The organism is Alteromonas sp. ISO5 (genome assembly GCF_058105165.1).
Genome location: NZ_CM176572.1, coordinates 1187448 through 1208247, shown reverse-complemented (window position 1 = coordinate 1208247; position 20800 = coordinate 1187448). Strand labels below are relative to the sequence as shown.

Sequence of the window (20800 nt, the reverse complement as noted above, 5' to 3'; positions counted from 1 at the left end):
TCATGTTACAACCAAAACGCATGAAATTCCGTAAAATGCACAAAGGCCGCAACCGCGGTACAGCTGCAGGAGCTACTGTTGCCTTTGGTACTTACGGTCTTAAAGCGGTTGGTCGTGGTCGAATGACCGCGCGCCAAATTGAGGCTGCACGTCGTGCCATGACTCGTCACGTTAAGCGTCAAGGTAAAATCTGGATTCGGGTTTTCCCTGACAAGCCAATTACTGAGAAGCCTCTAGAGGTTCGTCAAGGTAAAGGTAAGGGTAACGTTGAGTACTGGGTATGCCAAATTCAACCTGGTCGTGTTCTTTATGAGATGGAAGGTGTTCCTGAAGCTCTGGCACGCGAAGCGTTTACTTTGGCTGCGGCAAAACTGCCATTTAAAACAACCTTTGTAACTCGGACGGTGATGTAATGAAAGCAGCTGAACTGAAAGATAAAAGCGTAGAAGAGCTGAATGCAGAGTTATTAAACCTGCTACGCGAACAGTTCAACTTACGCATGCAGCATTCAACTGGCCAGCTTGAAAAAACCGACCAGTTGAAGAAAGTGCGTCGCAGCATCGCGCGTGTTAAAACCATTCTGACTCAAAAGGCTGATGCGTAATGACTGAGCAAAAAATTCGTACAGTACAAGGTCGTGTGGTTAGCAACAAAATGGATAAAACCATTACTGTTGCGGTAGAACGTTTTGTTAAACACCCTATTTACGGGAAGTTCATCAAGCGTACTACTAAACTGCACGCTCATGACGAAAGCAACGTGTGCAACGAAGGCGATACAGTGACTGTTCGCGAGTGTGCACCAATCTCTAAGAACAAATCTTGGATGTTGGTTGACGTTGTTGAGAAAGCTGGCGTTTAATCGCTACTTTCTAAGCGTTTAAAAAAAGCCGCTCTTTTGAGCGGCTTTTTTATGGCTGGAACATCCTGATATAACCCATAAATATGGGTATCTAGTATAGATTCTTGTATTAGTCTCTATTAATTTATAATAATAAGTTTAAGTTACTGATATTGCGTGATTAACCTTGACTAAACTTTAATTTAAGTGTTACTTAAAAGAGTGTTAAGTAAAACTTTAATTGTGATATGCATGGTTTCAACCAGTTATAGCGCCATAGTTCGTTGTGTGGTAATTTATCTCGGCGCTGGCTTGAGGTTGATTGTGAGAATAGTTTCTATCCTCATGAATATTATGATTTTCTTTTCTAAAATCTACATTTTTAGACACTGTGTCAAAAATAAACAGCTATACAGTTTTCTATTTGTCCTACATAAACATTGAGAGTTAGCAATGCGCAGACGTAAAGGTGGGTATCTGCTTTTGCTTAACATCAAATCAAGCGTTTCGTTAGCGACTAAGGTAATTTCCAGCAATCTCAGTATAGTTTTTTATAGGTTTATCACCTGAAGGTTGTATCAATGTATCCAGTTAGCCTGTTAGTTTTAAGCACGTTATGCAGATATCCCGGTTTAAGCTTCTGAAGCGGTGCCGATAAAGCAATACCTCCCACGATAGATCTCGCGTCTGGATGATTGGACTATTGTGATACTTCTCATTTTAGCCATGACTATATACTGCATTCGTTCATTCGCTAACGCAACGACTGAGGACTGGTATTCCGGCTTAATTCGGGTCGTGTCGGTGAAGCCAGCTGGTTAACACAGCCTGAGTGATAACGGGCCGGTCACTGTAAAAACCGTGGGCACCGCCTGGTACTACCGCAAGCTCAGCCCCCGGGGTTAAGGCAAGGTAATCCTGCACCGTATCGATTCGCGCGGAGTCGTACTGGCCAATCATAAACAGGGTTTTAGCCGGGTCGATACGGCTGAGTAAGTGGGTGGCATCGTAATGCTTTAATACCCCGGTAGAGGAAAATTCGCTGGGGCCCCACATGGCATTGTAGATCACCGGGTTAAACCCATTGCCGCCAACGTTTTGGGCATATTTCTGGCTTTCCGGGGTAGACTCGCCCGGTGTATAAAAAGCGGAGTAGAGTTTAGTATAAGCGGCACTGCATTTCTCAACGGCCGGCGGCTGTGGCGATTCACACCGGCGAAGTGTTTTCTGCACTGACTCAGGGGCGGCTTTAACCAACAAATTAGCATCCATGATCCAATGAGGGGTAGATATAAACGTGCCACCAAGTACTGTGGATACTACCTTGTTGGGGTATCTCGCGGTATATTCCAGCGCCAGTGCCGACCCCCAGCTGTGCCCAACCACATGCCAGCGCGGGATATTCAGGTGCTGGCGAATAGTCTCGATAGATTCAACAAACCGTTCTACGCGCCAGTTGGCAGGGTTATTGGTTTGCTCAGACTTACCGCTGTCGAGTTGGTCGTACATGATCACCATGCGATCATCAGATAATCCGGTCATACCGGCAAAGCCGTTGTGTGTGCCACCGGGGCCGCCGTGAATAAAGATTACAGGAATCGAGTCCTTGTGTTTTATGCCGTTTAATCTGACATATACCTTACCGCCTTCCACCGGCACCATGAATTCTTTTTCAGGTGCTGCATAGGGGGGTGTTCCAGCGAAAACGTGTGGAATAAAGAGCATTACCAGCGTCAGTAGCAACGAGGAGAACAATAAACGGCAGGACTTCATGACAACGGAACCTTTAATTTGAGTGGCTTCTGTCAGTATAAAAGGGTTTGAGTTTGTGCTCCAGCCACCCTATCCCTTAATTTGTCGATACAGGCTTAAGTAACGATTTGCCATCGCTTCGGGAGAAAAGTAAGTACTAACTTGTTTGAATAAAGCTTCACCATAAGCCTGCCTTAAGGCGTGATTGTCAAAGGCATCACATATGGCCGCGGCCAATTTGTCTGAATCGCCTGCCGGCGTCAGCCAGCCAGTGTGTTGATGTCTGATTATCTCAGGAATGCCTCCGGAGGGGCTGGCGATAACCGGCACTTTGCATGCCCCTGCTTGTAGAAGAATTACACCGAGCCCTTCGGCGTGAGCCGGATGCACCAGCAGGTCGATGTTGGGTAATATTCTGGCTACCTCTTTGGTAAAGCCACAAAGGCGGATATGGTTTTGCAATCCCGCCTGCTCAATCTGACGCTGGTACTCAGCATGCATTTTCCCTTTACCGAACAGTAAACAAAGCGTTTTTGGATGCTGCCTAACTACCTCAGACATGGCGTCGATGATCTCTGACTGTCCCTTACGCTCAATAAGCTGTGCAAAGTTAGCCAATACGAAAACATCATCCGCAATATTAAATGCGCTGCGAAACCATTGTTTGTCTGGTTTTTCGGTAAACTCAGCCAGCTCTACAGCGGAGTGAATCACCTGCTGATAAACATGGTTCGGACAGCGTTGAGATACCACTTTTTTTACGCCTTCAGATATGCTTACTACCGCCCTATACTGACCGTATTTTAAAGTGCTGAGTTTGGCTTCCGGATTATCGACCCGCCGGGTACAGATGGCCGGTATACCGGTTTTTCGCGCTAATAGGGCGCCCCAAACATCGGCGCCTCTTCTGCTATGGATATGTAAAATATCGGGTTTTTCTGTGCGAATAAGTTTACCTAATCGCCACAAAATACCGAAGTCCAGCTCACCGGCGTAGGGGAGCGGATAGATTGTGCAACCCGGTAGCGCTTGTTTTGCAATATCACTGCCCCGGGCACATACCAATAGTTGCGCAGTCGCTGGAGCGTGGTGATGAATGGCGTTTATAAGGTAAACTACTTGTTTTGCTCCGCCATACAAGTGTCTGCCTAACTCAATGTGTAAAACGCGCATTGTCAGAGTACACCTTGCAACGAACTGAATACCCTGTCCGGACTCACCGCTTGCATACAATCAAATCGGCCTTCACAAGTAGGCCTGCGCTTACATGGTGCACAGGCTAAGTCCGCATACAGGACGCGAGCAAAGGGATTTTGTGTTTGAGTGTAAGGCCGTGTAGAGCCAAATATCGCGATGGTAGGACGCTCGTAAACCATGCCTATATGGGTTAAACCGGTGTCAACGCCTATAAGGGCCTGGCATTGTTCTATCACCACAGCACTCCCGGTGATACTGAGTGCACCGGCCAGACTAACGCAGTGGTCATATCGCTCAGCCAGCTGCTTAGCATTTTCGGTATCCGAGGGGCCGCCAAGGATCACGAGCTTGTATCCGGCCTCACCAAGCCTGGCAATTAATGTATGCCAGGAGGAATGCATCCAGTGTTTCTGTGGCCGTGTAGTAAATGGTGCCAGTACCAGGAACGGACTTTCAATGCCTGATTCTGTCAGTACTTTTTTCGCATTGCTACGGTCTTGTTCGCTGGTGCACAAACGTAAACGGTACGGGGCATGACTAAATTGCTCTGCCAAAAACTTATACTCGCTGCTGATATCGTTGGATAATGGCTTGTCATAGGTTTCGGTTAATAACCACTGACTGCGTTCTTTGCTCTTAAAGCCTATACGCCGCGGGGCTCCGGTAAACCACGCCAGGAGTGCACTTTTTAACAGCCCCTGCGGATCAACGACCATATCAAAGTTATACCGCTTAAGTTTTTTCCTAAAGTTTAATATCGCTTTAACCAGCGTAAGATATTGCCTGGCTTTTACCAGTTGCCGCCACTCCTGCTTGGGCCAGCTAATAACGTTATCTACATCCGGGTGGTCTGCCACCAGGGCGGTATAGGGGCTTTCAACTAACCAGCTTATGGTCACATCGTTGTCAAAATGCTGTTTTAGGCTGGACGGCAGGCCTGAGGCCATTACAATATCGCCCATTGCACTTAGTCTGATTATTAGCACTGCGGGTTTGGTGGCATTTGATGACATGCAATAAAAGTAAACGTGAAAACCTTTTTATCAGTGAAACAAAACTTCACGACATTTTGATGACGGCCAGCATAACGGTGTACAAGGCAACATGAGCAAGCAGCGCGCAACTTATTCTCCGAAGTGGTATCAGGACGCCTTCCGCTGGCTCTATTCCTGTATTCTGGCTTTACTCATACCATTTGCCTTTTTAACTCTTGTTAAGCGCGGTATGACCCGGCAAAAAGATTATAATCGGCGTCGCTTTGAGCGGTTTGGCTATGTGGCACACGCGCCAAAAGCCAATGGCTATTTGTTTCACTGTGTGTCGGTGGGGGAAGTGATGGCCGCTTCAGTGCTCATTAAGCGCATTATGCAGGAGCAACCAGAACGCCAGATTACAGTGACTACAACTACGCCTACCGGCTCTGCCCGGGTGCGTTCGATTTTTGGTAATAAGGTTCATCACTTCTATCTGCCTTACGATTTGCATATGGCGATGGCCGGGATGTTAAGACGGATTAAACCCAGAGCGGTGTTTATCACCGAAGTCGAACTCTGGCCCAATCTGATCCATGCCTGCTGGAAGCGTGACATTCCGGTGCTGGTAGTAAACGCCAGAATGACCGACCGCTCGGCGCGCCGTTATGCTAAGTTTCCAATCTTATTTGAACCCATGCTGAATAAGCTGTCGCATGTGTGCGCTCAGGGCGAGCGTGATTATGCAAATTATCGGTTTTTAGGGATGCCAGAAGAAAAGCTAACCCTGACCAACAACATTAAATTTGATCAGGCTTCGGCAATTGATGCTGAGCATAGCGGTTTTCTTGGGCTGGAAACGACGGGCAGGAAAATTCTGGTTGGTGGTAGTACCCATGATCCGGAAGAGAGCGCACTACTGGCTACCTATCGCGCAGTAAAAGAGCGTTATCCACAATTATTGCTGGTGTTGGTGCCGCGCCACCCCGAGCGCTTTGAAACCGTAGCCAAACTTATTGGCAAAACCGGTCTAACCATGCTGAAAAGTACGGCGATTACGGAAGTACCTGATAGTTGTGATGTAGTGCTGGTTAATGAAATGGGCAAACTTAACGCTGCCTATGCGGTGGCTGACTTTGCATTTGTTGGCGGCAGTATTGCCGATCGGGGCGGTCACAACGCGCTGGAACCAGCAGCCAAAAAACTGCCTGTTATGATGGGTCCGAATACTTACAATAACCCGGTGATATGCGCGAAGCTGCAAGAAGCAGGCGCCCTGCATATTGTTGAAGATACCCCTGCCATGACAGCATTAACCCTGGCCTGGTGTGAGCAGGCTGGCATAGCTGCTAATGCGGGGTTGGCCGGGTTTGAAGTGCTGGTACAAAACAGTGGTGCCGTTGATAAAACCATGAAAGTCATCAATCTGTACCAGTAATGGGTATTTTTCCTGAATGATAAAGTGAATTTAACACATTGATGTGTGCATGATTTAATGAAATGAATCACTGACAAGGTTGGTGATTTATCATTTCATTAACCTTTCTTTGCTTTTTAGCGCCTTGTTTTCCTTACAAATTTGTAAAATATTGTGTGTAAGTTTTTGATCTAAATCAAATTAAAATTTAATTTTTTCGTCCTGGCACCGCCTTTGCTTTTGTTGGCTTAATGTTAACAAAGTATTACTAAAATAATGAAATTAGGTGAATTTAAGGTTCGGAGTTACACCAAAGTCATTGCTTGTTGTTTACTACCCTGGCTGTTAGCGGGCTGTGAAGCGCCATTAAATCTAGAGGCGGTTAGAGCGCAACAAGCACAATCGATTCAGCGCATAGATTTTTACCAGTCTATGGCTGCCAACGAAAACGAGCTTATCGCGGTCGGTAATAACGGACTGGTGATAACGTCTGCCGATGGCGAGGTCTGGGAGCGTCAAACGCTTCCTGATGCGGCCTCCTTACTGAAAGTCGACACATGTCCTTCCGGCGACTTCATCGCCCTGTCGTTCAACAATACTATCTGGCTAAAACCGCAGGGCGGCAAACAATGGCAATCCATTGCTATTCCCACTAACGAACAGTTGATGGATGTTACTTGCTCACCGAGTGGCAGCTGGTGGGTGGCAGGCAGCTTTTCAACCATCATGCACTCCAATGACAACGGTGCTAACTGGGAAACCTTCTCGTTGCAGGAGGATACCATCATTACCAATATTGCCTTCCTGAATGACACCGATGCTGTGGCCAGCGCGGAATACGGAATGATTCTAACGTCCACCGATGGTGGCCAGAGCTGGGATGTAACCGGGTATCTGCCTGATGAATTCTACCCTCACGGCATGCACTTCACCTCTCTGGAAACTGGCTGGGTAAGTGGACTGAATGGCTATATCTATGCCACACAAGACGGTGGCGAAAGCTGGGTCAGGGAGCCCGTCGACACTGCTGTTCCGGTATATCAACTGGTCTCAGCAAATGGGCAACTCCTGGGTTTAGGCGAAAACACAACAGTGCTTCGTCGTAATGACGATGGTAGCTGGCAAACCATCGTTTCACCCTCTGCACCCGTTTATCTGCGCGCTGCAGTTACCTCTGCCGATGGCGTAACCCACATCGCTGGCGGCAGAGGCGTTTATCTGGCTCTGACTTCATCAATGACTGGTTCCGAGGAGTAATACCATGAATAAGCCGAAGCACAAATTTACTCATTTGTTACACGAATCGGAATTGAGCCTGTTTCGCCACCCTAAAACCGTGTTGCTGATCATTTTTGCCCTGACAGTATTCTTTATGAGCCGCATTCCGGCGCTCAAAATTTTCACTGACTTTTCGAATTTGTTGCCCCAGCAGCACCCTTACATCCAGTTACACAACAGTATTAAAGACAGTTTTGGTGGTGCAAACGTGCTGGTAGTAGGGATCGAATTTACCGAAGGGGATATCTTTACTAACGAGAACCTCAAAAAAATCGACCGCATGACCCAGGCGATCGATAGCCTACCCGGTGTAAACCATAATCTGGTTTCCAGTGTTACTCATCGTAACTCTCGTCATATATGGCTTACAGAGGTAGGTAGTATTAACTCACAACCCTACTTCGATGCCACTAACGGCGACTATAGCCAGGCTGAACTGGATGAGATGCAAGCTAATATCGCGGCCAATCCACGAGTTTATGGCCCGCTGGTATCCCCTGACTTTAAAATGGCATTGGTAAAAGCTCAGCTAATTGAAGGGCAACTGGATTACGCCGGGACCTTTGACAAACTGCAAAAAATCCGCGAGCAGGAAAAAGAGGCCGGTATCAATATCTACGCTACCGGACAGCCGGTGCTGGTGGGTTGGGCTTATACATACCTGGATCAAATCGTGCAGATTTTCTTCTTCACCATCCTGATCATGCTAGCCCTGTTGGTATTTCATTTCCGTCGTGCTTACGGTGTGCTGGTTCCCCTTGGTGGTGTGATGGTATCTACCATATGGGGTCTCGGTATTATCAGCCTGCTGGGGTACAACCTGGATCCCTTAGGCCTGGTAATTCCATTCCTGATTGCCGCCCGAGCGATGAGTCATGGTGTGCAAATTGTTGAGCGTTATTACGCTGAGGTGACCCAGTGTGGAGATGGTGCGGTTGCCGCAAAGGAAACCTTTAACAGTTTGTTCCGCCCGGGCACATTGGGAGTGGTTTCGGATGCCGTTGGTTTGCTGCTAATTGCAGTTGGCTCTATTCCTCTGAATACCCAATTAGGTTTTTACGCTTCGCTTTGGGCGATCACTGTGGTCTTTACCGTGCTGATAGGTGTGCCGGTGTTACTGACCATTCTGCCAACACCGAAAAATCCCGAGCTCAAAGAAACATTTCTGCGTCATATAGGGGCAAGTTGCTCACGTCTGGTCGGTAGACCCGGAGCCGCGCGCAGCCTGTTGTTAGCGGCTGCGGCGTTAATGGCTATTGGCCTGGTAAGCGCATCGAACGTACAAATTGGTGATTCCGAGCCCGGCTCGCCCATTTTGTATCCTCATCATGATTACAATGTGTCGTCACGGGTGGTGAACGAGCAGTTCCCTGGCTCTGAAGAACTTTACATTGTGGCTGAAACCGATGAGCCCGGTGGCCTGAAACGTCCGGAAGTCCTGAAATCACTGATTGATTTGCAGCAGCACATGTTAAGCGACCCGGAAGTTGGTGGCAGTAAGGGCCTGACTGATCTGGTGATGCAGGTGAACCGCCTGATGCACAATAACGATCCGCGCTGGTATCAGATCCCTCATGATAAGTCTTATGTCGGCGGACTGATGTTTACCTACATGGCGTCCAGCCCCATTCCGGGCGCACTCAACGAGTTTAACGATACCGACGACCGTATTGCCAATCTGGTGTTCTACTACAAAGACCGTCAGGGCGAGACCATTCGCCGTGCTATTCACATGGCAAAGAGCTGGATTGCCGATCATGGAGATGATGTGCAAGGGCTTACTATTCGTTTAGCCGGCGGCACACTGGGGGTTGCGGCAGCGATGAACGAGTCTGCTTTTGAAACCAACCTAATTGTTTTGCCCAGCGTCTTCCTGCTGATTTTTATCTTCGTAATGGTGTTTTATACCTCCTGGCATGCCGGTGTGATGATGCTGATGACCATGATGTTCGCTACGACGCTCACCTATGCGTATATGGGCTTTTACGGTCTGAGTATCGACATCAATACCGTACCGGTGGTGGCTGTGGGCATTGGCGTGGGTATCGACTACTCCATTTACATGATGGACCGGATCCGCGAATTCATGGCTAAAACCCATGATCTGGCAAGCTCTGTGCGCCAGTCCATTGCGACCACTGGTATGGCTATCAGCTTCACCGCGGTCACGCTAATGGCCGGAATTATCATGTGGGTCATTCTCTCTGACCTGCGCTTTCAATCCGACGCCGCGCTGCTGCTGTGCGTCATGATCGTCATTAACGGGTTTGCCGCCATGTTGCTGGTACCAGCATGGGTGTTGGTGTTCAAACCCAAATTTATCGTCAATGTATACAGCGACGAAGATGGTGTGCTGTATGCCGATGGCGAATCTGCCAAAGAACCCACCACGCATAAAGACGTTGGCGACGAAGGCGGAAGTTTAGCCGGGAACGTAAGCCGCGCGTAAGCGGCACTATCCCTACACATTGCTCCAGAGGACATTAGGATGCACACAATAAAACCCAATAAGTACTGCTCCATATTGCGTCGCTATGCGCTACCGACGTTGCTGTTATGCAGCGCGGGCACAGCAATAGCAGAAGACGCGAGAGTTAACGGCTTCATCGAGAATGCGACTTACGTTCGCGATAATGTCGGGCTGTCTAAATTCAGAAATACCCTGCAAATTGAAGCGGAAAAGAATTACGGCAATAAAGGTATGTTCAGCAATGTAACGGTTAACGGTACATTCCGGCTTACCTACGATGCTGTATTTGACCTCAATGATGATGAATACGGCGATAACGCTGGTGGCCCTATTGAGCTGGAAAACATCGCTACCGGCCCGGGAACAACCGTACCCTTCGGTGGCGGTATTCCACTGCCCTTTACCTTTGATGTAGCTAATCATCCTAACGAGGGCATGATTGTTCTGGGACAACCATTGCACGACGCTAACGGCGGCGTGACATTTGGTGTGCCGGTGCGCCCCTGTGATGTGGATTCTCGTGGCTGTATCAATGGCTATCTCGACAAAGACGGTGATGAACTGCGCTCACCTGAGCTAAACGATCGCCTGGACTTTATTCGTGAACTCTATCTCGACTTCGACGTGTATACCGACAATGGCAATGTGTTGAGTACCCGATTGGGTAAACAGCAGGTTATCTGGGGGCGTACCGATTTGTTCCGGGTACTTGACGTGATCAATCCGGTGGATTATTCGCGCAACAATATATACGACGAGCTGGAAGATATCCGCATCCCGATGTGGATGTTAAAAATGGATTATCGGATGGGGGCAACGGAAACCTTTGATGATATCAATCTGCAGTTAATCTGGAACTTCGACCGTTTCCGCCCGCATGATTTAGGACAGTGTGGTAACCCTAACGTGATCCTGGATGCCGGCTGTTTGTTCCGTGGTATGAAAACACTGTGGGACTACGGCGGTACCGTATCTAACTTTGCCGGCGGTACCGCAGCAACCGACTTCGGCCCGGGCCAGGTGGGTCTGCGCAAGGCTCACATGCCGAGCTGGAGTTTGTCTAACTCGCAGGTAGGTTTGAAGTTTGAAGGTATTCTGGGCGATCTAGGCTTCTCATTAAATGCGCTGCATTATCGCTCACAGCTGCCATCTTTGCGTGGTGGTATACCAGCACAAAACTCCTTTACCGGTGAAGTAGGCGCATGGCCTTCGCTGATTGCTTTTGATGTGCATTTCCCGCGGGTCACTTTACTCGGTGGCTCCATCGATTATTACTCGCAGGGTATCGATACGGTATTTCGCGTTGAGGCGGCTCACACTTCTGGTGAAGAGTTCGCTAATACTATGCGTGAAGAGTTGTACTCAGAGTCGGACGTTATTCGCTACGTTATTGGTGCGGATAAAAACATCTTTATTCCCTTTCTGAATGACCGTCGTGCATTCCTGTTCTCGGGCCAGATCTTTGGTCAGCACCTGCTCGACCACGAAGAAGAACAACGTGCTCTGGGTCCTGTAGGCATGCCTGACTGGGACGAAAACTGGACCGCTACCCTGTTGATTAAAGGTTGGTGGATGAATGACCGTTTAAGCCCGCAAATTGTCGCTGCTCATGATTTCCGCGCCGAAGCATCCGTTATCTCTTTTGCGCTTGAGTATATCGTCAATGACAACTTCAAAATCACAGGTGGTGCCAACTTTAAAGTAGGTACGGGGGCTCGTGCTTACGATGATTGCCGCACCTGTAATCCTTTTTCTCCCTTTACTCAGGCCTTCCCGGAGCATCCAGCCGGATACTCGTTGGGATTGGGTGGATATGAGCCGCTTGGACGCTTTAAGTCGGGTCCCATCGGGATGGCACAAAAAGAAGATGAGCTTCAGTTAACGCTTCGTTATAGCTTCTAATAGGAATTCAATTATGACTATAAAATTAAAAAGGTTTTCAGCTTTACTCATTGGAGGGGCGCTTACTTCTGTCATGGGTACAGCTGCGGCTGCGTCTGATGTCGTGGAACAGTCGTTTTACCCTTACAAAATGAACACGCCAGAGTTTGCCGGACTTACTCCAGGTATGGTGATTGATAAGTCAAACGTAGATCAGTTTAAAGATATTATCGATCCGGCTTACTACGACTTTATTTCAAGCGGTATGACCTCGATTACCGTGGGGGAAACCACGTCTTTTGGCCTGCATGAAAATTACGTAAAGGCGACCGAAGATGGCCTGGGTAAAGTGAAACTGGGTGAGAAAGTCGGTGAAATCAGCGGTTGGGTGGCAGGCCGTCCGTTCCCTGCGGAGCCTGACATGAATGATCCGCGTGCCGGCGAAAAACTGGCCTGGAACTACAAGTTTGGTTACAACTGGGGAGACAGTGCATCGATATACCCCTTCTACTGGCAATACCGGGATCTGGACTCTGCAAAAGTTGAGCGTACGATTAAATTCAATTTTCACTTTCTTAACTTTAAAGGGCGTGTAAACCACGAGCCAAAACCTGAAATCACACCTAACCCTTCAGACTTGTTTCGTGCTACCTATGCTATGGTGTTAGAGCCATCAGATGTGCGGAATACACAGCTTTTGATTCACCGTTCCATGGATGATTTGAAACGGGATAACTCCTGGTTGTATCTGGGCTTCCAGCGACGTGTAAGACGCCTTGCCACGGGGCAGGTAACCGATGCTTTCCTTGGTTCAGATATCATGATTGAGGACTTTGAAGGCTACAACGGTCGTGTTTCCGATATGAAGTGGACCTTTAAGGGAACGCGAAATATCCTGATGCCGTTCTACAATCACAATGACCTCGAACTTGATAGTGAGATACATCAGGATGACGACGGTTATCAAATGGTTGCTTTCAGTGGTAAAGGCGGTTGTTTCCCGAATATTACCTGGCAATTGCGCAAGGTTTACGAACTGGAAGCAGAACCGGTAAGTGACTCTCATCCACTTTCAAAGCGTATCCACTTTATTGATGCGCAAACCTTTACCATACCACGGACTATCTCGTACGACCGGAAAGGTGACATGTGGAAGTCATTCACAATCGGTCAGGCACACCCTGATCACCACCTGCCGATGAATAAAGGCTCTGGTGTGTCTATTGATGATTCATTTTCGATGGTAGACATACAGGCAAACCATTGCACAACCGGACAATTCAAAGGGGTGATTGATCCCAGCCTGTCGCCGGTGACCAAATTTAACACGCAGTACATGCGCGCCTCAGGCAGTTAATTCAGTCGGCCATCCTGGCATCCGAACCATGCCAGGTTCCTCCTCGGATAATGGCTATCTGGATAAAGGAATGTGGGGCAGGCGACGGTCTGCCCCATTATTCTGAATTATCTCACCGCTAAACATTGTTGTAGTGCCATGCACGGCAGCAAACCCCTTTACTTACACACATGAATTGAAGACTATGTCTGATGACCATCCTAAATAATAAGGAAAATCAGATCATGGTTATTATCAGGCTACCGATGATGCTACTCGCAACCTTGCTGAGCATCTGCTCTTTATATAGTCAGGCCAGCGCACCGGCACTTACACTGGAAGAGGCGAATCGTCTGGCTTCTTTACCGCTTAAGTGTAGCCAGGTGGAATATCCGAATAAACTCAATCAGGTGCTGGATAGCGAACAATATCTGCAGTCACCAAAGGCGCTGCATCCGGTGTTTTATGGCTGCTTTGACTGGCATTCGAGCGTGCATGGTCATTGGATGATGGTTAATTTGCTACGCAATTTTCCGGAGCTGGCCGACAGAACTGCCATCAGGCATATTCTGAAAACTAACCTGACGGCAGAAAACATTGCAACAGAAGTGGCTTTTTTCGCGACGCCTGGTAATAAAAACTTTGAACGTACTTACGGCTGGGCGTGGTTGCTAACTTTGGCGGCAGAACTCCATCGCTGGGATGACCCCCTGGGCAGGGAACTTGAACAAAATTTACAGCCGTTAACCGATTTAATGGTGCGTAAGTACGAAACCTTTTTGCCGAAACTTATCTACCCGATTCGCACTGGTGAGCACCCCAATACCGCTTTCGGACTCTCCATGGCGTATGATTTTGCCGAGATCACCGCTAATGATGCACTGGCCGATCTAATTTCAGCGCGTGCTTTGCACTGGTACCTTAATGACAAGCAGTGTCCGCTTTCCTGGGAGCCTAACGGATTTGATTTTTTGTCGCCTTGTTTTGAAGAACTAAACTTAATGCGCAAAGTGTTACCCGGCGAACAGTTCAAAAGCTGGGCCCGTGATTTTATGCCGGAACTGATTAATAAAACGTTTGTTCTGGAGCCTGCCAGGGTGAGCGATCGTACCGATGGTAAATTGGTTCACCTGGATGGACTTAATTTCAGCCGGGCCTGGGCTCTGTATGGGGTTGCCAACGCGTTTCCGGCTGAGTACGGTCACCTGCAAACTATCGGCGATGCGCATGTTAATGCGGCATTACCTACCATCGTGGATAACCATTATGAAGGTACTCACTGGCTAGGCAGTTTTGCCATGTATGCCCTGCTCAGCCGACAGGGGCTTTAGCAGAATGCATCAGAGGGCAGTGTGCCCTCTGTCAGGATACAATTATTCTGGTTGCTTGGTTAACTTATATTGCAGTTTCCCCCTGCCCATTTTAAGCAGCCTTGCGGCGGCGGATACATTCCCATCGGTGCGGCGCATAGCCTGCTCTATCATCTTTTGCTCTATTTCCTCAACACAAACACCTTGCTCGAGCAGGTTATCGATCAATGCTTCTTCGTCTTCATTCGTCGCAAGCGCTTTCTTGTCAGTTTGTTGTAGCCGGCCGGACGAACTCAGCCCCAATGATGCGGTTTCGATATTCTCGCCGCCATTAAATAAATGGGGAACATCAATAGGCATATTATCGTCTACCAGAATCACCGCTCGTTCAACCAGGTTCTCCAGCTCTCGTACGTTTCCAGGCCAGTCGTAATGCCACATAGCATCTAAAGCCCTACGTGTAATTCCTGCCAGGGCCTTATTGGCTTTCTGCCCATACCGCTCGACAAACACATTAAATAGTAAAGGAATGTCCTCACGACGCTCTTTAAGAGGGGGGATCTCGATGGGATATACGTTTAGGCGGTAGAATAGGTCGGCCCGGAACTCGCCTTCTTCGACGGCTTTACGCAGATCATTATTGGTGGCAGCCACAATCCTCACATTCACTTTAATGACGTCGGTTCCGCCAACTCGCTCTACTTCGCCTTCCTGGATAGCCCGCAACAATTTGCCCTGGGCGGCCAGTGGTAAGCTGCCAATTTCATCCAAAAACAGCGTGCCGCCGCTGGCTCGCTCAAAACGGCCAGGCCTGGTCGCTGTGGCGCCGGTAAAGGCGCCTTTTTCGACACCGAATAACTCCGACTCAACCAATTCGCTGGGAATGGCAGCACAGTTGACCGAAATGCAAGGGCCGTCACTGCGCTGACTGATAGCATGCAACGCCTTGGAAAAGCGCTCTTTGCCCACGCCGCTTTCCCCCAACAGCAACACACTGGTGTCAGTAGGTGCTACTCGCTTTAGGCGGTAAATGACTTTGTTGAAGCCAGCGGATGCACCTACCAACTCATTTAATGGCGAGGTGGACTCCTCTTCGTTACTGATATCGGCAGGCACCTGATGCTGGCGTAGCTTGGGCAAGTCGACAAAAGACTCCACTTTTAGAAAGCTGCCCAGTTCTTCTGAGTCTTCCCAGTCATCAAGGGGCTTGCCGATTACCCGACAGGTCTTATGACCCATGGCTTTGCATTCAACTTCCCGCCAAACCACCGGACGGCCAAACATAGCGGTGGAAAATCCGTTGGCATAGCCAACCATGGTCCAGCAGGTTGGACGGCTACTCAAACCAAAATGCGACAGGTAGTTTTCTGCTTCCCAGGATGAGTGCCACTGATAGTCGCCCTGAAAAATGCCTTTTTCTACATCTATTTGCATACTTTCTATCGGGTCGTGATAGACATAACCTTCCAGTTCGGCAAGCCGCATAGCCGATCGTATAAGGATCTCGATATCGTTGCCTGAGATACTACGCAGGTGATGATAATAATTGACGCCTCGTTGGTAACCTAAGCGGGTTAATAGCTCTTTAGCTTTGTCGAAACTAAAAGTTTCAATCATTTCTTTGCGTAGCATGCCAAGAGTTTTACCAGGAATTAACAGCATACGCTGGTCGAATAATCTGATATGACCGGTATCGGGCGCAAACATTAACTGTTCGGAAAGCAACTGCGTGACTATAGCTTCAACTTCCTGCTTTTTTTTCATACTTTTGACCTGCTACATGGGTGACTGAAATCAGTGATTGAAACCATTAAAGTCATTAGGGTGTGATTGAAATCATGTAATGAAACCTACCATGAAAGTTTTTATATGCAAATAGAAAATTAACAATTAATACACATATCAACAACATAAGATGTTTTTCAATAACCTGGCTCGGCCTTTGCTATCACTGAGTAAAGCTTGCAAAAGTTGTTTTTAATTAACTGGTTAGCTTTCTCTTTTTGATTGAGAAAAGACATGGCCGAGTGAGGGAATGAATGAATTCAGAACTGATAGATGTTGAAGTTGTTAACAAATCTTCAGAAGCCGAAGGGATTGTCAGTTTCGAACTGGCACCTGTAAATGGCGGGGCGCTCCCTGCCTTCACACCGGGCGCGCACATTGATTTAGTATTGGCAAACGGACTCATTCGCCAGTATTCGTTGTATGAGCACACAGAGCAGCCATACAGCTACAAAATTGCGGTGTTACGTGAGCTACAGAGCCGGGGTGGCTCTGAGTATGTGCATCAGAATCTAAACATTGGCAGTACCCTGCAAATCAGTGCGCCGCGAAACCACTTTGAGTTAGTCCCGGCAAAACGTTACCTGCTGCTGGCTGGCGGTATCGGGGTCACGCCTATTATGTGTATGGCCGGCAGACTGGCTGAACAAAATGCCGACTTTACTATGCATTACTGCTGCCGCAGCCGAGAGCGAATGGCTTTTCACGATAAACTGTCGACGGCTACGTTTGCTCAGCAGGTGCAGCTACACATCGACGAAGAATCCTCACAACCGGCATTTGACGCAGCAAGCGTGTTCGCCAGTGTAGATAAGGATACCCATTTGTTTGTATGTGGACCTAAAGGCTTCATGGATTTTGTGATTAATGCCGCTAAAGGTGCCGGATGGGACGATAGCAATATTCACTTTGAGTATTTCTCTGGTGTCGAAACGACGCCGGATGACGCGGATTCGTTCCAGATCAAACTTGCCAGTTGCGGCAAGTTACTTACCGTGAAAGACGATCAAACCGTGTTACAGGTACTGCAGGATAATGGTGTGGACGTCCCCGTATCCTGTGAACAGGGAGTATGTGGTACCTGTGTCACTAGAATCATCGATGGCGAGCCCGAACATCGTGATTTGTTTTTAACCCAGGCCGAGCGAGACAGTAATAGTGTATTTACGCCTTGTTGCTCACGCGCCAAATCAGCCTTGCTGGTCCTCGATTTATAACCACTGTACCGACCTACAAAGGCATTTATAAACCTTAAATAAAAGCTAAAAACTGTGTTAAGGAACTACTAATGAAAGACACTAGCCGTAAATTTCTGACCAATACCTGGTACGCTGCTGCGTTATCAACAGAGGTAACCGATACGTTGTTTAAGCGCCGATTACTGGACACTCCGGTGGTCATTTATCGCCGCAATGACGGCTCTCCAGTGGCACTGCATGATCGCTGCCCGCACCGCTTTGCTCCGCTGAGTATGGGCAAGAAGAAGGATGATTGTGTTGTCTGCCCCTACCACGGACTGGCATTTAATGGCGAGGGCAAATGCACCCATAATCCCCACGGTGGCGGTCATATCCCCGCCAAAGCGGAAGTTAAAAGCTATCCGTTAATGGAAAAGTACGGCTTTATCTGGATTTGGATGGGCGATAAACCGGCTGATCCTGACATGTTACCTGACTATTCTCAGCTAGATAATGGTCATCCGAATGCCTTGGGACATACGTATATGAAACGGCCGTGTAACTATGAGCTGATTACCGACAATGTGATGGACCTGAGCCATATAGATCACCTGCATGGTGAAATCATTACTACCCGTGGTCAGTTGTCGCCACAGATTCCAAAAGTGAGAGATGAGAACAACCAGGTCGCAGTGCGCTGGGAGTGGGAGCAAACCCCCCCCATTATGATTTTCAATGATTTCCTGCCCAAGCCAGGGGAACCTGCTGCACACTTCATTGAAGTAACGTGGTCACATCCAACACATATTCAGCTGATTGTGGGTGCAACTCAGGATGATGTCGCTATGGATTACGACCACACGATTTCCCAGTACGACCTACACACCTGTACGCCTGAAACCGAATACAGCACACATTACTTCTTTGCTACGCGCCGTAATCATAATGTGGAGGATGCTGAATTCAACAAGATCAAAATTGAAGGAATGCACGGCGCATTTGAGGATGAAGACGGCCCGATCCTGGATGCCGTTCAGGACCAGATGGAAACCAATGATTTTCTGGCACTTGATCCTGTTTTAATTAGCAGTGATGCCGGACCTGTCCGGGTAAGACGTATCCTTAAATCAATGATTGAGCAAGAGTCCGCATAACTGGACAGATGTTCCCGCCAGCGTTACGAGAAGTCGCGCTGGTGGGATTAACCAGTTTGGTGCGACCAAAAATATTATGCTTCATGGTGGTGCTTTGTAAGCGCATACTTTCGGTGAAAAGTCGCAATTAATATTAAAAAACTCCGAAATATCATATAGTTATAAGGTTCGCAAAAGTTGGCCTGCTGATTGCTTTCACAAAGCGACGTTGTAATTAGGCAAAATAAAAATTCAAAAGGTTGCACCTGACGCATCATCTAATTGCTCGTTTTTTCCAGGGAGAGGCACCCTGTCCACAGACAGGGTGCTGTTCTGTTACTCTTTCGTCCGTTTCACGACTTTTTCTGTATCCAGCATTTCAGCCTCCACCAAACTGACTAACTTACTGCCCGCGCGCGGAATGGTTTCGTCTGCGCTCAGCAGAACATGCATACGATTGTGTTCATTGATGTACATCAGTGGCGTGGCTGCGTCCCCGTATTGCTCGACATAGTCTTTAAAGGTGAACTCGGGAGTCAATGGCGTGGTTTTAATTTTGGCGCCACGACTTACCGCACTGGCAAGATATCCATAGGTAACACCTTCGGCAAACAAGGACAGTTTCTTGGCATAATCCCGGGATACCTGATGGCTGGGCCGGGTGGCGAGTTCATTATTAGTTAGTCCCCATACCTTGTTCTTGCCCAGGGTGTATTCAAAGTGATAACCAATCATGGGGTTGAGCTGTTTGTACGGAGATAACAGCAATACGGTACCTATGGTGTTTAAATCCAGGTGAATCGCCGCGTGTTCTGAAGTGGGATTACCAAAATACACCGGGATATCCTGCATTCTGGCTGCTCTGATGGCATCCCAGTTGGTATCGGCAACTCGTACAGGGACCTTATGCTTCATTAGTTCTTTAGCCAGCATGCGGCTAAATTCACTTGCACCAAACAGTAAAAAGCCATTGGGTACCGGTGCCCGAACTTTCAACAAAGCGGCAACTGGCTTGGCTGTGAGTCCCTGCAGAACGACTGTTGCAATGATGACCAGAAACACCAGCGGCACAATGATTTCTACCTGAGCGTAGCCTAGCTGTTCTAACTTCAGAGAAAACAACGCAGAGACAGCCGCCGCCACGATGCCCCGTGGCGCCAGCCAGCTAAGCAGAGCCAGTTCTCGTAAGTTAAGTCCGGTGCCGATAGATGAGATAAAGACCGCCAGCGGACGGGCGATAAAAATGATGGAAATCAGAACTAATGCTGCCGCCCAGCCTACGTCTGCTACGGCTCCCAAATCGAGACGGGTAGCGAGTAGTATAAACAATCCGGAGATCAACAATACGCTGAGGGTTTCTTTAAACTCAAGAATGTCTTCAACATCCACATCACGCATATTTGCCATCATTACGCCAATAACCGTAACGGTGAGTAGTCCTGACTCATGAGCAAAGTAGTTAGAACCGGCGAAGGCGCCAAGAATGATGGTTAATACTGCGGTATTTCGTAAATAGTGGGGCACCAGATTATGGCGTAAAGTAACCCCCAGGAAATAGCCAACAGCCATACCAAGGCCCAGACCAATGCCCAGGGTTTTACCAAATGCCAGCAAGGTGTGAGACATCGCACTTTGCGAAGAAATGATGTATTCATAAACCAATACCGCCAGCAGTGCGCCAATGGGATCGATGATAATACCTTCCCAGCGCAGAATGTTACCCAGATTGGTTTGCGGGCGCACAGTACGTAACATGGGGACGATGACGGTTGGACCGGTCACGGTAACAATGGCACCAAACAAAAATGACAGTTGCCAGCTTATATCGAGCGCATAATGAGCCACAGTACCAGCTATCACCCAGGTGACCAGAACGCCAATACTGCAAAGATTTCGCACCATATTACCGTGGCCGGCAATGTCGCTGTACTTAAGAGTCAGCGCTCCTTCAAACAGGATAATAGCGACTGACAACGACACCACCGGAAAGAGCAAATCACCGAACAGTGCGTCAGCATCCAGGACGTTAAAAACTGGCCCGACCAATATACCTACCACCAGGAGAGGCAGAATTGCCGGCAAGCGAATCTTATAAGCTAAATACTGACAACTGATTGAAAGCAGGCCAACCGCGACCAGAGAAATAGTGGGATCTGACACTCAAAGAGTCCTTATTATTGTTTGGCTGTTGTGCAAAACAACAGCAATTAGAGTCCTGATTGATGTTATACACCAGAATTGTGTCATGTGTT

16 protein-coding genes are annotated in these 20800 nt (G+C 48.2%); 11 read left to right on the top strand and 5 right to left on the bottom strand.

The window, feature by feature from the left end:
- Positions 1 to 2 precede the first annotated feature (2 nt).
- The 3 genes from rplP to rpsQ are packed head-to-tail and all read left to right on the top strand — an operon-like array spanning position 3 to position 861.
- A complete protein-coding gene (rplP, locus tag AC2T0J_RS05445; RefSeq protein ID WP_105935539.1) occupies positions 3 to 413 on the top strand; it encodes a 50S ribosomal protein L16 in 411 nt (136 codons plus the stop codon).
- Complete coding sequence (rpmC, locus tag AC2T0J_RS05440; protein WP_073324256.1) at positions 413 to 604, top strand: 50S ribosomal protein L29; 192 nt, start codon at positions 413 to 415, stop codon at positions 602 to 604. Before rplP ends, rpmC begins: the two co-directional genes overlap by 1 nt.
- Complete coding sequence (rpsQ, locus tag AC2T0J_RS05435; RefSeq protein ID WP_070177563.1) at positions 604 to 861, top strand: 30S ribosomal protein S17; 258 nt, start codon at positions 604 to 606, stop codon at positions 859 to 861. Before rpmC ends, rpsQ begins: the two co-directional genes overlap by 1 nt.
- Positions 862 to 1626: 765 nt before the next feature.
- On the opposite strand, the gene AC2T0J_RS05430 is transcribed toward rpsQ, so the two are convergent.
- From AC2T0J_RS05430 to AC2T0J_RS05420, 3 genes are all read right to left on the bottom strand, one after another.
- Positions 1627 to 2613: a proline iminopeptidase-family hydrolase gene (locus AC2T0J_RS05430; RefSeq protein WP_489809142.1), complete on the bottom strand. Its 987-nt coding sequence runs from the start codon at positions 2611 to 2613 to the stop codon at positions 1627 to 1629.
- A 69-nt stretch (positions 2614 to 2682) separates the two neighbouring features.
- Positions 2683 to 3765 (bottom strand): glycosyltransferase, encoded by a 1083-nt coding sequence (locus AC2T0J_RS05425; RefSeq protein ID WP_489809141.1) that lies wholly within the window; start codon positions 3763 to 3765, stop codon positions 2683 to 2685.
- Positions 3766 to 3767: 2 nt separating this feature from the next.
- Positions 3768 to 4751 carry a glycosyltransferase family 9 protein gene (locus AC2T0J_RS05420; protein WP_489809140.1) on the bottom strand — a complete coding sequence of 328 codons (984 nt, stop codon included), beginning with the start codon at positions 4749 to 4751 and terminating at the stop codon, positions 3768 to 3770.
- A 142-nt stretch (positions 4752 to 4893) separates the two neighbouring features.
- Here AC2T0J_RS05420 and AC2T0J_RS05415 point away from each other — a divergent pair, with 142 nt between their 5' ends.
- The 6 genes from AC2T0J_RS05415 (at position 4894) to AC2T0J_RS05390 (ending at position 14473) form a co-directional block, all read left to right on the top strand.
- Entirely contained in the window at positions 4894 to 6198 is a 1305-nt protein-coding gene (locus tag AC2T0J_RS05415) for a 3-deoxy-D-manno-octulosonic acid transferase (protein WP_489809139.1), read from the top strand.
- A gap of 255 nt (positions 6199 to 6453) precedes the next feature.
- Positions 6454 to 7434, top strand: coding sequence for a WD40/YVTN/BNR-like repeat-containing protein (locus AC2T0J_RS05410; RefSeq protein WP_489809138.1), 981 nt, complete (start codon positions 6454 to 6456; stop codon positions 7432 to 7434).
- A 4-nt stretch (positions 7435 to 7438) separates the two neighbouring features.
- A complete protein-coding gene (locus tag AC2T0J_RS05405) occupies positions 7439 to 9904 on the top strand; it encodes an efflux RND transporter permease subunit (protein WP_489809137.1) in 2466 nt (821 codons plus the stop codon).
- A 39-nt stretch (positions 9905 to 9943) separates the two neighbouring features.
- On the top strand, positions 9944 to 11827 hold the full coding sequence (locus AC2T0J_RS05400) for a DUF1302 family protein (protein ID WP_489809136.1): 1884 nt from the start codon (positions 9944 to 9946) through the stop codon (positions 11825 to 11827).
- A 13-nt stretch (positions 11828 to 11840) separates the two neighbouring features.
- On the top strand, positions 11841 to 13163 hold the full coding sequence (locus tag AC2T0J_RS05395; RefSeq protein WP_489809135.1) for a DUF1329 domain-containing protein: 1323 nt from the start codon (positions 11841 to 11843) through the stop codon (positions 13161 to 13163).
- Between the two features lie 224 nt (positions 13164 to 13387).
- A complete protein-coding gene (locus AC2T0J_RS05390) occupies positions 13388 to 14473 on the top strand; it encodes a DUF2891 domain-containing protein (RefSeq protein ID WP_489809134.1) in 1086 nt (361 codons plus the stop codon).
- Positions 14474 to 14515: 42 nt separating this feature from the next.
- Here the strand turns inward: AC2T0J_RS05390 and AC2T0J_RS05385 are convergent, their stop codons facing one another.
- Entirely contained in the window at positions 14516 to 16216 is a 1701-nt protein-coding gene (locus tag AC2T0J_RS05385; protein WP_489809133.1) for a sigma 54-interacting transcriptional regulator, read from the bottom strand.
- 275 nt (positions 16217 to 16491) lie between these two features.
- Here AC2T0J_RS05385 and AC2T0J_RS05380 point away from each other — a divergent pair, with 275 nt between their 5' ends.
- Together AC2T0J_RS05380 and AC2T0J_RS05375 are read left to right on the top strand one after the other, a co-directional pair.
- Positions 16492 to 17454, top strand: coding sequence for a PDR/VanB family oxidoreductase (locus tag AC2T0J_RS05380; protein ID WP_489809132.1), 963 nt, complete (start codon positions 16492 to 16494; stop codon positions 17452 to 17454).
- A 71-nt stretch (positions 17455 to 17525) separates the two neighbouring features.
- On the top strand, positions 17526 to 18569 hold the full coding sequence (locus AC2T0J_RS05375) for a Rieske 2Fe-2S domain-containing protein (RefSeq protein WP_489809131.1): 1044 nt from the start codon (positions 17526 to 17528) through the stop codon (positions 18567 to 18569).
- Between the two features lie 315 nt (positions 18570 to 18884).
- On the opposite strand, the gene AC2T0J_RS05370 is transcribed toward AC2T0J_RS05375, so the two are convergent.
- Positions 18885 to 20708 carry a cation:proton antiporter gene (locus tag AC2T0J_RS05370; RefSeq protein WP_489809130.1) on the bottom strand — a complete coding sequence of 608 codons (1824 nt, stop codon included), beginning with the start codon at positions 20706 to 20708 and terminating at the stop codon, positions 18885 to 18887.
- Positions 20709 to 20800 lie beyond the last annotated feature (92 nt).